The 12,604-nt window shown below is 57.9% G+C and carries 12 protein-coding genes and 1 tRNA gene; 9 read left to right on the top strand and 4 right to left on the bottom strand.

The genetic code is table 11. The features are described 5' to 3' along the window. From HMPREF2734_RS03695 to HMPREF2734_RS03670, 6 genes are all read left to right on the top strand, one after another. Nucleotides 1-527: alpha/beta hydrolase-fold protein (locus HMPREF2734_RS03695; protein ID WP_246816775.1), on the top strand; the 527-nt coding region annotated here is incomplete at its 5' end. Between the two features lie 469 nt (nucleotides 528-996). After that, nucleotides 997-2,118, top strand: a complete 1,122-nt coding sequence (locus HMPREF2734_RS03690) for a CAP domain-containing protein (protein WP_070569295.1) — start codon at nucleotides 997-999, stop codon at nucleotides 2,116-2,118. Nucleotides 2,119-2,201: 83 nt separating this feature from the next. After that, nucleotides 2,202-2,274: transfer RNA gene (locus tag HMPREF2734_RS03685), tRNA-Glu, on the top strand. A gap of 63 nt (nucleotides 2,275-2,337) precedes the next feature. Continuing rightward, the gene (locus HMPREF2734_RS03680) at nucleotides 2,338-3,159 is read left to right on the top strand and encodes a PhzF family phenazine biosynthesis protein (RefSeq protein WP_070569292.1); all 822 of its coding nucleotides are present in this window, start codon (nucleotides 2,338-2,340) and stop codon (nucleotides 3,157-3,159) included. A gap of 81 nt (nucleotides 3,160-3,240) precedes the next feature. After that, nucleotides 3,241-3,819, top strand: coding sequence for an HD domain-containing protein (locus HMPREF2734_RS03675; RefSeq protein ID WP_070569287.1), 579 nt, complete (start codon nucleotides 3,241-3,243; stop codon nucleotides 3,817-3,819). Nucleotides 3,820-3,937: 118 nt separating this feature from the next. Then, the gene (locus HMPREF2734_RS03670) at nucleotides 3,938-5,362 is read left to right on the top strand and encodes an FAD/NAD(P)-binding protein (RefSeq protein WP_070569283.1); all 1,425 of its coding nucleotides are present in this window, start codon (nucleotides 3,938-3,940) and stop codon (nucleotides 5,360-5,362) included. 3 nt (nucleotides 5,363-5,365) lie between these two features. Here the strand turns inward: HMPREF2734_RS03670 and HMPREF2734_RS03665 are convergent, their stop codons facing one another. Beyond that, entirely contained in the window at nucleotides 5,366-7,048 is a 1,683-nt protein-coding gene (locus HMPREF2734_RS03665; protein WP_168163595.1) for a purple acid phosphatase family protein, read from the bottom strand. A gap of 136 nt (nucleotides 7,049-7,184) precedes the next feature. Between HMPREF2734_RS03665 and HMPREF2734_RS03660 the strand changes: the two genes are divergently transcribed. Then, nucleotides 7,185-8,879 (top strand): alkaline phosphatase D family protein, encoded by a 1,695-nt coding sequence (locus tag HMPREF2734_RS03660; RefSeq protein ID WP_070569275.1) that lies wholly within the window; start codon nucleotides 7,185-7,187, stop codon nucleotides 8,877-8,879. Here HMPREF2734_RS03660 and HMPREF2734_RS03655 read toward each other — a convergent pair. Further along, nucleotides 8,876-9,562 carry an IclR family transcriptional regulator gene (locus HMPREF2734_RS03655; protein ID WP_083308068.1) on the bottom strand — a complete coding sequence of 229 codons (687 nt, stop codon included), beginning with the start codon at nucleotides 9,560-9,562 and terminating at the stop codon, nucleotides 8,876-8,878. The two genes, HMPREF2734_RS03660 and HMPREF2734_RS03655, sit on opposite strands and share 4 nt — an antisense overlap. Before the next feature lie 60 nt (nucleotides 9,563-9,622). Here HMPREF2734_RS03655 and leuC point away from each other — a divergent pair, with 60 nt between their 5' ends. Further along, nucleotides 9,623-11,044 carry a 3-isopropylmalate dehydratase large subunit gene (leuC, locus tag HMPREF2734_RS03650; protein ID WP_070569271.1) on the top strand — a complete coding sequence of 474 codons (1,422 nt, stop codon included), beginning with the start codon at nucleotides 9,623-9,625 and terminating at the stop codon, nucleotides 11,042-11,044. Between the two features lie 12 nt (nucleotides 11,045-11,056). Further along, complete coding sequence (leuD, locus tag HMPREF2734_RS03645) at nucleotides 11,057-11,650, top strand: 3-isopropylmalate dehydratase small subunit (RefSeq protein WP_070569268.1); 594 nt, start codon at nucleotides 11,057-11,059, stop codon at nucleotides 11,648-11,650. A gap of 9 nt (nucleotides 11,651-11,659) precedes the next feature. On the opposite strand, the gene HMPREF2734_RS03640 is transcribed toward leuD, so the two are convergent. Both HMPREF2734_RS03640 and HMPREF2734_RS03635 read right to left on the bottom strand, forming a co-directional pair. Then, complete coding sequence (locus tag HMPREF2734_RS03640) at nucleotides 11,660-12,106, bottom strand: hypothetical protein (RefSeq protein WP_070569265.1); 447 nt, start codon at nucleotides 12,104-12,106, stop codon at nucleotides 11,660-11,662. 3 nt (nucleotides 12,107-12,109) lie between these two features. Next, nucleotides 12,110-12,592, bottom strand: coding sequence for a YbjN domain-containing protein (locus HMPREF2734_RS03635; RefSeq protein WP_070569263.1), 483 nt, complete (start codon nucleotides 12,590-12,592; stop codon nucleotides 12,110-12,112). Between the last annotated feature and the right edge of the window lie 12 nt (nucleotides 12,593-12,604).

The following is a 12,604-nucleotide window of genomic DNA, read 5'->3' as shown; positions in this document are numbered from 1 at the left end:
ACGAGCACTTCCACGGCACCGGCCGCGATGCCATCGCTGGTTTGTCGATGTCTGGTGGACCAGCACTGCACATCGCCACCTTGGAAGACAGGTTCGTCGCCGCGGGAACATATTCCTCCTGTCCGTCGACTACCGGGCTTGTCGGGCAGGCCTTTGCCAACGGCACCGTACGCATTAACAAGGGCGACCCAACGCAGATGTGGGGGAGTTCCTGGGATCCGGCGTGGGCCGCCCACTCACCCGTGCGTAATGTTCAGGGGCTAAAGGGGAAGAAAATCTTCCTCTCAGCCTCACGCGGCTTGCCGTCGGAGCTCGACGTCGAGGTTGTCGATTCGCCCGAGCCACTCCTTGTCCCTGACGAGCAACTCGCGTACGCCTGCTCGCTGCACTTCATTGCGGAGGCGCGACGCAATGGCATCGACCCGGACTGGTACGAGTTTAAGGAAGGCACGCACAACTTCGGGTTGTTCCGGCGTGAACTTGTGGCAAGTTGGGAAACACTCGGACCGGCGCTTGGAGTGGAGTAGTTTTTAGCGTTTGACGTGCTGATTTGTTGATATTTGAGGTCCTGAAGGCGAATACGTCCAGTTCGCCCAGTAGCCTGTGGCGTAGTTCTTCCTTTGGGATTGCTCACTGGGAGTACGTTCGAGGCCCAGGATTTGGCACGTGTAGCCGGGACTTCCGTATGCGACGGTTCCGTTTTGGGCCATAATTCGCTGGAGTCAGACAACAGTTGATGGAAAGTACACAGAGTTGGGGTGTGTACGAGAATTCCAGGTGAGTGGGCAGGAGTGAGATTTGCTGCATTGTGGCTGCTCACACGATTGAGCGCAACAGTCCCATGTCATGACGACCAGTCAAGACAGGTTTGTCCATCATGAGGTAAATCCACTTTTCGAAGAGCTCGCTAATCGAGGATCCAAGTAATGTGACGTTTTCATGACAGAATAGGATTAAATGTAGTTCTTCTTACTTCGGTCAGAAAGGATCACTTCAATGTCCTTAGAAAGCGCCTTTGGGGCACTCACTTCTGTGGTCGCTGTTCTAGCGATCGTGTTGGGATTGCTCTTTGGGCTTGGAGATTCGCCTGGGTCGAGTAATGCGAACCGTGAATCCGGTTCAGTAGAGGAAACGTTGCCTACAGCAACTGCTGAGTCTCTTGCCCCTTCGCCCACGACGCATGACGTTTCAAATGAAATTCCAGGTGGGATTGATCAGACCCCGGTTGTTGAGGGGATTGACGACGAGGGAAACAAGACCGAAACCTGGATTGAAGGTAGTAAAAAGTACCGACGGACGTACCTGCCAGACGGAACGATTCATACTAAAGACTGGGACATTCCGGGATTTCGCCCAGGGGCATATTTGAGCGTGGACGAAGATGGTAATGAAGTTGAAACCTGGGTAGAGGGAGACAAGCGCTACGAAATCACCTATTACCCGGACGGTAGAAGTGTGACCTCAATTGAGGATGCCGAGCCGAAAGGCTACACAATATCGTGGACATCTCAAGGTGTGAAGTACGTCGACGAATACGACGGGTACGGCAACTTGATTAACCGCACGGTGACGGGAACACCTACACCTACACCTACGGCGATGGTCGCGCCATCTCTCGCCCCTGGGGAGATTGGGCCGAGTGATAGTGACGCATCGACTCGTAACCGTTACACACCGAGAGAGCTCGGGGAAGAGGTGAAGCGCCAGTTGGATGAGTGGAACGAATTCCGAGTGCAGCAGGGGAAAGAGACTGGTGAGTGGGATAATCAGTATGCACGCGAAGCGCAGAAATGGGCTGAAAAACTAGCAGAGCTGGATAACGGAACTGGGAAGATGTACAGCCGTTTCCCACATGAACGTCCGTACGTACTGTCGGAGATTGATCCGGAATATAACAGGACCTACGTCAATCTATATGGTGGCGAAAACGTGTGGATGACCGATGCGTACAATTTATCCACTTCGGTACGTAAATTCATTGATTCACCGGGTCACCGCAGGAATTTACTTAGGGATCCACGTGGCTCGAAGCTGAAGATGGGCATCGGTATCGCGAAAGGGACGGGAAGAGACGAAAACGGACGGATCCCGTACTACGTCGTCTATAAGATGTATTAGCGGCCTAGAAGTAGCGCTGAACTGCTGATTTGTTGATATTGCGGAGTTTCCTTTATTGTTAGCAAGTCGCAAAAAGCGAGCGCGCCCCGTTCGTCTAGCGGCCTAGGACGTCGCCCTCTCACGGCGGTAACACGGGTTCAAATCCCGTACGGGGTACAAAGAGAAAACCTCCGATCCGGAATCCGGGTTGGAGGTTTTCGCATTGGTAGCGTAGGGCGGGTGACTTCCCTAGATTTCTTCGAACTCGACGTGTTCTCAACCGGAGCATTCACGGGTAATCCGCTTGCGGTAATTTGCGGTGCTGACCATCTGACTACTGAGCAGATGCAACGGATCGCAGCCTGGACGAACTTCTCGGAGACGACGTTTCTGCTCGAACCCACCAACGATAAGGCTGATTACCGGGTCCGGATTTTCACCCCGGTCGAGGAGTACGCCTTCGCAGGGCACCCGACCCTTGGAACTGCGCGGGCGTGGATCGAGTTGGGCCACGAACCAAAAAGCTCGGGCAGCGTTGTTCAAGAGTGCGGCGTGGGAAATGTGCAGGTGCGTATCAGCGATAACAAGCTCGCATTCGCTACACCGCCGTTGAAGCAATCTGATCCACTTTCGGAGCGTGAGCGAGCAGACATTTGCGACGTGTTCGGCGTGGCAGAAGCATCCCTCGTCGACGCCGCATGGGGCGACAACGGCCCAGGCTGGCGCTTGGCCTTGCTCGACAGTGTTGAAACGCTCCGGACTTTAAAGCGGCCAGCAACGAGTGACCTGAAGGTCGCGTTTGCGACACTTACCGGTGAGACGGATCCGGCGTATGAGTTGCGCGCCTTCACACCGACGTTTGAAGACCCGGTGACAGGCAGCGCAAACGGGGCGATGGCGCAGTGGCTGCGCACGCGTGGCGATGTTCCGGAAACGTATTCGGTTTCCCAGGGCACTGCGCTCGGACGCAATGGACGCGTGACGATCAGTGATGATGGTTCCGACATTTGGGTCGGCGGTGAAGTGAAGGTGCAGGTGCGGGGGAAGGTTGTCGTCGATTAGCAGCAGTGTTCGAATGTTCGGACTCGCGTGTCGGGAGCATCTTTACAGTGAGATGTGTTTCCGACAGTAAAGGAGCCGAATATGGCCGAACATGTTCCCGTTGCATCACCGCGACTCATCCGGGCAATCAACATCGCATCGTTTGCCCACCGCGACCACGTACGCAAAGGCACAGACATACCCTACGTTTCGCACGTATTTGGAGTAATGCACTTCGTCTCACAGGTCACGGATGACGAAGACATCCTTATCGGTGCGCTGTTCCACGACATTTTGGAAGATGTTCCGGAGGAATACAGTGCTGAGCAGATGGCCGCGGATTTCGGTGACCGTGTCGTCGACCTGGTTCTTGGCGTGACCAAGGACGACAGCATCACCAGTTGGCAGGAGCGTTCTGATGCGTACCTTGCCCACCTGCGTGAAGCTGATGCAGGCAGTGTGCTTATTTCCGCAGCGGACAAGCTGCACAATCTGCTTTCCATTCACGCAGACCTTGACGCTATCGGCGATGACCTCTGGGACCGGTTTAACTCGTCGGCGGAGCGACAAACGTGGTGGTATCGCTCCGTGTGCGATGTGGTCCAGGATCGGTTGCCCGGCAATCCGTTGGGGGCGGAACTTCGCCAGCAAGTCGAGCGCTTGGAGGCCCGCACCGTCTAAGGTGGGGGCGCATCTAGGTCACACCTAAGTCTGTGGGCGGCCCGTGTTATGGAAAACCATCAGGTTTGATCTAGCAGCACGAGGCTTCGATGAATGATCGGGAAGAAAGGCATGAGAGATGAAGGTTGCCATTATTGGGGCAGGACCTCGTGGTCTGTGGGCTGCCGAAGAGCTCATTGCTCGTGCGGGGCAGCGTGGAGCAGCTATAGAGCTGACGGTGTTTAACGAGACCCCGATGGAGGAGATTTCGGCGCCGGGCGCGTTTGGCGAGTCCGTTCCGGAACAGTGGATTCTCAACGCACCAAAATCCATCGTGGAGACCCACCTCGGCCCCTTAGACCCAAACGACGAGTTGGAAGGCCAATTCCCTCCGCGGCGTCGAGTAGGCGAGCACCTGGATGCCTCATGGGAGGCATTGCAGAAGAATCTTCCGGCACAGTGCACGCTTAAGTTCCGCATCGCACGAGTGCAGGATGTAACGCCTGTCGGCGAGACCGTCGAAGTGGATGGAGAGCAATTCGACGAAGTGCTCATGGTGACCGGGCACGCGCATGACTGGCCAGGCTCGCTTGCCCATCAGGATCTGGGGGATCTCCGCGTTATTGCACCGCCGTATCCATCGAGCAATCTTGATGCAGTCACGCCCGATGACATTGCACTGGTCCGCGGCGCTGCGCTGACCTTTATCGATGTCGTGCGCTACGCCGAAGCAAAAGCGTTCTATCCAGTGACTCGCTCTGGCCGTTTTATGGAGGTCAAGGCGTACCTCACCGGTGAGCAAGAACGCCGCGCGCAACCCATCATCGCAGAGGCGGATCAGGCGATTCTGCATTGCCAATCGCTCGACGAGCTTAAGGAAATTCTGGCGCAGGCAGCAAGTGACATCCTCACGATTACCGGTGGCGAAGCAACGCGTGAGGAAATTCAAGCGGTGATCAACGGCGAGGACTTTACTGGGGACCCGGTGGAGGAGCTGCGTACCTCAATTGCTGCTGCGCAAGGGGAGCAGCCGTGGACGCCAGCGCTCGCTGTGGCACTGGCGTTTCGTGATACCGAGGATGCGCTCATCCAACGCGCATCATTCGGTGGCCGAGAGTCACTCGGTGGCTCGGACTTTGATGATTTCATGAGCACGCTAGGCCGTGTCGCCACCGGCCCGCCAGTTGAATCAGCAGCGGAGATGCTCGCGCTTATCGACGACAACCGTATCCGCACCGACGTTTTCGATCGCGGCGAAGACGACCTGGAAGTAGTGGCTCAAGAGGTCGGTGCAACAGTCGTCATTGATGCAGTCAACGCGCCAGCCGGAGTCGTCGAGGGAACACTTATCGGGGATCTCGTCGACCGTGGCGTCGGGATGCGCTACGCAGACACTAACGCGCTGCACATCCACCCGGACGGAACGTTAGTGGGGCAGACACACCTCGCCGCTGCAGGACGAATGAACGAGGGGCTCGTCATCGGCCACGACACTCTGCGCCGAGATAAGCAGAACGTTATCTACCGGTGGGCTGAGCGTGTCAGTGCCCGTGCAGCGGAGTAGCGCCTAGATTCCGTACTCGTGGCGGATGTCCTGAACGAACTGCGGGTTCAGGTTCACCAGCACTGCAACAATTGCAGCGATGAGGCTGAACATGATGCCCAACACCGTCAGGATGATGCTGGTCGTGCTGCTACCGGAAGCCTCACCCTCTTCTGGCGTCTCAGCAAGAGAGGTTGCAGACTCGGATTTCTGCGGTTCAGTGTTCTGAGCGTCAGTGCTTTTCGCGTCGGTTGTCGTCGGTGCAGTGGTGGTCGTATCGGGCTTTTCAGACGTCGGGGCGGGAGTCTCCTTCGGAGCAGTGGTCTCTGGGGCCGACTCTTCGTTCTCGGGCGCCTTCGTGTCCTTCTTTTTCAGCGTCACTTGGTCCACCACGTACGGGGTATTGATGTTGTAGGTGGTCAGCTTGAGCGAATCGGGCGAGATGTCGATGCTGGTGTAGTCCGGGTTGTAGTCTTGGCGCCACCGCGCGGTGGACTTATGCGCCAGGTCAGTGGCGTACTCTTCGCGCACATTCGGGTGCGTTGTGCCGTTCTCGTCCTGGAAGTCGTAGTACTTGCCGCCAGTTGCGGTAGTGGAGGTGACGTAAAGGACCTCGTTGTCCTCCGGGATGAGAATGTCGCCGGACTTAGACGCACCGGCAGGGATAACAGGGTCGGCACCGTTCATCAAATGTGTGCGAGTGTAGATGTGGTCGTGGCCGCTGAGAACGAGGTCCACGCCGGCTTCCGACAGTCGTGGTGTCAAGGAATTTCGCAGTTCGACGACATCCTTGTCGGTGTAGTGGGTGCCCTGGGAGAACGGAGCCTGGTGGATGCCGACAATCACCCAGTCTGCGTCACCGCCATGTGCAGCGATGGTGTCGTCGACAAACTTTGCGTGAACATCGATGTCGGCTTTGCTTGCGCGGTTGCCGTCCAGCCCAATGAACAGGACGTTGTTGTAGTTGAAGAAGTAGTTTGCGGTGTCGCCAACCTCGTTGGGTAGGAAGTAAGTGTCCTGGAAGTGACGGTCGGGCGCGTACGTCTCGTGGTTACCCTTAAGCACCGCGAGGCGGTACTCGCGCAGTTTCTGCGGAGCGGTGAACTCCTCTAACTGCTTCACTGGAGCGCCCCACCCCTCGGCCTGGTCACCGAGGTGCATGATGAACGCAGAGTCCGGGTGCTCGCCTGTCGCAGTGGTGACTGCTTTGTTCCAGGCTGCGGACTGCTCGGCGATTTTCGCATCCACGCCGATCTGCGCGTCAGCCATAGCGAGGAAGCTCCATGTATCGCTGTCGGTGCCGGTGGTGAACGTGCGTTGCTCGCTGTAGCCGCGACGATCACTCCCCACCCGGTAGGAGTATTCAGTATCTGGTTCGAGGCCGGTCATCGTCGCCTCATGCGGGTAGAACACTGCTGCGTTGTATGGACCGCGCGGGGATTCAACGCGGGTGACATCTCCGGGGGCGGTAGTCGGCCAGTACTCGAGGAACTGTGTTTCGTTGGTCTTGGACTGCCAGGAGAGATTCGCTTCCGTTGCATCGGAACCGATGCCAAGCACAATTCGGCTGATCTTGGTGTTGATTGTGCCTTCAGGCGCATCGGCAGCAACAGCTGTTGTTGCAGATCCGAACAATGAGGCAGCAACGGTGATCGCGATTGCGCCGCGGCTAAGGGAACGAGGGGAGTGGGAAGGCGAAACAGTCATGCTGTCCCACATAAGTCAGGTTGTTTTAACAGCCGGTTACAAGTGGATTGTCACCTCGGTGAAGTGATGGTGAACTTTCGGAAACATTGCGCTTTCCTCCTTGCGAGTGTCTGTGTGCTGGTTGAAAGTGAGCGTCATGAGTTCGAAATCCCGTGTGAATCGTCGTGTTTTTCTCCAGACCGTTGCTGCGTCGGTCGCAGCTGCTGCGCTTGGCACTGGGGGTGCATATGCGACACGCCGCGGCACCGTCTCTACGCCGGAAATACCTCTTGCGGCAGACCAGTGGGAATTGCCGTTTCTGCACGGAGTTGCCTCCGGCGATCCCTTGCCGGACCGCGTCATCCTGTGGACTCGCCTCACACCATCACGTGAGGCGCTCCCAGGCTCTGGTCTTGGAGACGACGTTGAGCTTGAGTGGCAGATCGACACCTCCGACAACTTCTCTTCGCCGAAGGCGGGAACTGTCGTGGCGAGCGCAGACTCCGACCACACCGTGCATGTCGACCCGGACGGTCTCGAGCCCGGGACCGAGTATTTCTACCGCTTCGTGGTGACGTCCGGAGAGCACAGCGGTGCTACCTCGCCAATCGGGCGCACGTTGACTGCTCCTGCCGAGGACGCTGACGTCGATACGCTGAATCTTGCTATCGCATCCTGCGCGAACTGGGAATCCGGCTTCTTCGCCGCGTACGGTGACATGGCTCAGCGCGCACGTGCGGGCGAGATCGACCACGTGGTGTTCCTCGGCGACTACATCTATGAGTATCCGACCGGTGAATATGTGGGTAAGAGCGGTATTGCGCGTACGCATCATCCGGAGTGGGAGATCACCACGCTGGAGGATTACCGCCAGCGCCACGGCCGCTACCGCACCGACCTGCATTTGCAGGCGGCACACGCTGCATGCCCGTGGATTGTCGTGTGGGACGATCACGAGTCCGCGAACAACAGTTGGTTTGACGGAGCAGAGAACCACACCGACGGTCGCGTTGAAGGGCAGTGGTCCGAACGCCAGGCTGCAGCGATGCAGGCGTATTACGAATGGCTGCCGGTGCGCCGAGATGCCCTCACCGCCGATCCCGGAATGTACCGCAGCTTCCAGTTCGGCAACCTCGCACAGCTCACCATGATGGATCTTCGCACCTTCCGCGACGCCGAGACCACCAGCAGCAACTTTGCTAACGATGAGCGCACAATGCTTGGCGACGAGCAATTCACCTGGGTGGCCGAACAACTCCAACAGTCCACTGCACGTTGGGATGTGCTGGGTAACTCAGTCATGGTTTCCCCGATGCGGTTTGTCACGATCAAGGACAACGAGAAGGCCAATATCGCCTCCGGCTACATCCAGGAGCGCGCAACAGGTATCGCTGTGAACTCGGATCAGTGGGACGGCTACGCTGCCGAACGTGATCGTCTGCTCACCATGCTGGATGAACAAGAATCCAATGTGCTGTTTCTCACTGGAGACATTCACTCCGAGTGGGCAAACTCTATTGCTTCGCCGTCGGGGTTTGGCGAAATCGGCTGCGAAATGGTCACGACATCGATCTCCGCTCCGAATGTCGATGAGATTTTAACGACTGCATTTGGGACCTATCATCCGGAAGACAACTCAACGTCACTGCTGGTAGAGAAAGCGATCCGCGATTACAACCCGTGGGTCAACCACATCGATTTCGATGCCCACGGATACGGCATCGCGAGCATCCACTACGACCATGTGGACATGCTCTACTACCGAGTCTCTGATGTCGAGAACCCCGATGCGAAAGTGGCTCTGGGTACGAAACGCCAGTGGCGCATCGGCGAGGGGTTCGTCGAGACTTAAAGCGCTGCAGAGAGCTCGCGTGCGGCAGCGACGAGGGCATCGCCCCACTTCGCGCCAGGCGAAGGCTTGAGTCGCTCCGCAGGCCCAGACACAGACAGCACCGCAACGAAGGTGCCATCAGGCTGGAATACCGGGGTAGAGACGCTGGCCAGACCCACTTCGCGCTCAGCGACAGATTCGGCGTAGCCCTGCTTGCGAATTTGCTCGAGTTCTGCGGCCTCAAAAGCGGACTCGATGGGGCAATGGGCGGCGAACACGCGAGCCGCTGATCCTGCCGAAAGTGTCAGGCGCGAGCCGACCGGCACCACGTTGTGCAGTCCACTTTCCGGCTCTTCGGCAGCGATGCAGGTACGTGTCGAGCCAGTGAGTTGGTAAAGCTGGGACGACTCCCCGGTTTGGGCGACCAGATCGCGCATGACCGGCGCGGCGGCGGGAAGCAGTGCAGACGGAAGCCCGGTGGCGAGCCCGGTCAGGGCCGGCCCGAGAGTCCATTCACCATGTTCGTTGCGTGAAAGCACATGGTGTAGTTCCAGTGCGGTGGCGATGCGGTGGGCGGTGGCGCGGGGCAACTCGGTGTCGTCGCTAAGTTCCGCAAGTGTCTTATCACCTGCGGCGACCGAACGTGCGATGGCAACTGCGCGGTCGAGGACTTTAATCCCAGAACCTTCGTTATACTGTCTCACAGTTCGAATCCTATCATCTCATAGTGTGGGATGTTGGGAAGCTGTAAGAAGGAGGACCGGATGACTCAGCCGCCGTTGACATTAGCGGAAAAGGTATGGCGCGACCACGTGGTAACGAAGGGGGAAAACGGCGAGCCTGACCTCATCTTTATCGATTTCCAGCTGCTGCACGAGGTGACCTCGCCACAGGCGTTCGACGGCCTGCGGATGAATGGGCGCACTATGCGACACCCGGAACTGCATCTGGCAACTGAAGACCATAACGTGCCCACACAGGGCATTACGCGTGGCGATCTCATCGAAATTACCGAGCCAACATCGCGTACCCAGGTTGCTACACTTCGCGACAACTGCGCTGAGTTCGGTGTGAAGCTGCACCCCATGGGCGACATTCAGCAGGGCATCGTGCACACAGTCGGCCCCCAGCTGGGCATCACCCAGCCCGGCATGACCATCGTGTGCGGTGACTCGCACACCTCCACCCATGGCGCTTTTGGCTCTATCGCGATGGGTATCGGCACCAGCGAGGTCGAACACGTCATGGCCACACAGACACTACCGTTGAAGCCGTTTAAGACGATGGCTATTGAGGTCTCTGGCGAACTACAGGAAGGCGTCAGCGCGAAAGACCTCATTCTGGCGATCATTGCGAAGATTGGCACTGGTGGTGGGCAAGGACACATCATTGAATACCGTGGCGAAGCCATTGAAAAGATGTCAATGGAAGCTCGCATGACACTGTGCAACATGTCCATCGAGGCAGGCGCTCGTGCTGGCATGGTCGCGCCGGACCAGACCACCTTCGACTACGTCGAGGGCCGAAAGTACGCGCCTCAGGGTGCCGAATGGGATGCGGCAGTTGAGTACTGGAAGACGCTGCCGACTGATGAGGGCGCGACATTCGACACCGTTGTAGAAATCGACGGTGCCGCACTCACCCCGTTTGTTACCTGGGGTACCAACCCTGGCCAGGGTCTCCCGCTGGACGAGAAGGTGCCTGACCCAGAGGATTTCACCGACGACAACTCCAAGGCTGCAGCGGCAAAGGCCATCGAATACATGGGGCTGACCCCAGGCATGCCGCTGCGCGATATCGCCATCGACACAGTGTTCCTTGGCTCGTGCACCAACGCTCGTATCGAGGATCTGCGTGCAGCGGCTGACGTAGTCAAGGGGCGTCGCATTGCCGAAAACACGCGCATGTTGGTCGTGCCGAGTTCCACGCTTGTAAAGCAGCAAGCCGAAGAAGAAGGTCTCGACGCGATCTTTACCGAGTTCGGCGCAGAATGGCGTACCGCCGGTTGCTCTATGTGTCTCGGCATGAACCCGGATCAGTTAAGGCCGGGGGAGCGCAGTGCGTCTACAAGCAACCGCAACTTCGAAGGCCGTCAAGGCCCAGGTGGCCGCACCCACCTCGTGTCTCCACTGGTCGCCGCGGCAACCGCGGTGGCTGGTCACCTCGCAAGCCCGGCAGATCTGTAAAGGAGCCCGATCATGGAAAAGTTCACCACCCACACCGGCGTCGGCGTTCCGCTGACCCGTACCAACGTCGATACCGACCAAATCATCCCCGCCCGCTACCTCAAGCGCGTCACCCGTACCGGCTTTGAGGACGGTCTTTTTTCCAACTGGCGCGAAAGCGAAGCCACGTTCGTCCTCAACCAGGACGTGTTCAAGAACGGCTCCGTGCTGTTTGCCGGCGAGGACTTCGGTACCGGTTCTTCACGCGAGCACGCCGTTTGGGCACTCATGGACTACGGCTTCCGAGCAGTATTTAGCCCTCGCTTTGCCGATATCTTCCGCGGTAACGCCGGAAAGGCTGGCCTGCTCGCCGGTGTGATGACTCACTCCGACATCGAGTTGATCTGGAAACACCTCGAACAGCACCCTGGTGACGAGGCAATCGTTTCTCTGGAGGACTGCAGCGTCACCGTTGGGGGCAACACCTTCACATTTGAGATCGACGATTACACCCGCTGGCGCCTCATGGAAGGCCTGGACGATATCGGACTGACGCTTCGCGATGAGCCCGCTATTGAACGATTCGAAGCAGCCCGCCCGGCGTTCAAACCGTCCGTCACGGGCTAAACCAACAGGCTATTTGCCCAACTGGTTGAGCACTTCCGGGGCGTAGGTCTGCAGGAAATCACGCGCTGCGACGACGACGCCCTGGATGCCCGACTTGATTTCATCGGCGAACTGCTGATCACTGCGCTCCCAATACCCCGGTAGTGAGTAGGTCGCCGCAAGCGCGGTAATGCCACGCGTTTCGTCTTTCACTGCAGTCACGGTGGGGTAGGCCTTTTCGATGTTGTAGCGCTCCACCCAGTCGAGCACCTCGTCAAACTGTTCGGCCTTGACCGAATCCACGGCGACGGTTGTCAGCACGTTGAGGTTCGGCTCGATCATGTTGATCTCCAACCCGATGCCGGAGAATCCCGTGCGAATCGCAGGACCCTGCGGGGCCTTTTCGTATTCCCAGCCTTCCTTGTCAAACAAGGCAGTGACACGGTCGATGCTGAGGTTGCTGGTTGCAGAAGTCATGTTCTAGTCCTCCTGGTTGGCGTCGGAGTTTGCTTCGGTGGTGAAGGTCTTCGGCCCACTCGTTGACAAGAGCTCGCTTGTATCTGGCAGCGCCTCGTGCAAGAGATTGACCACGTGATGGATTGCAGAGAAGTAGTAGTCCAACATGCCGCGGAGCTGTTCGTCGGAGAAACCTTCGTTGGAGAAGAAGGTTGCTTCGATGATCGCTACAGCATCGTCTTCCCGCCGCACTGGGTGCACACGGACGAGAGGCATCGTGCGGTTGATCTCGTTGCAACGCAACCGCAGCGTCTGGATATCGTCGCCTTTGACAATGCCGAGCCAGCGCGCAGTGGCCTTAAAACCACCGTTTCCTACCTCGAAGAACACCATCAGGCTGGGAAAGGCGGTGCGAACTTCGCCGGAATCTTCCTGGAAGTACTGCAGCCCCATGGCTTTCAGGGTGGCCGCGATGCGTTCGTGACTAATGGCGGTGTGTGCTGCCATGATGTGGATCCT

This window comes from Corynebacterium sp. HMSC055D05 (genome assembly GCF_001810365.1).
GTDB lineage: Bacteria > Actinomycetota > Actinomycetes > Mycobacteriales > Mycobacteriaceae > Corynebacterium > Corynebacterium coyleae.
The sequence above is the reverse complement of the archived record's forward strand: the minus strand, read 5'-3'. Positions and strand labels throughout refer to the sequence as shown.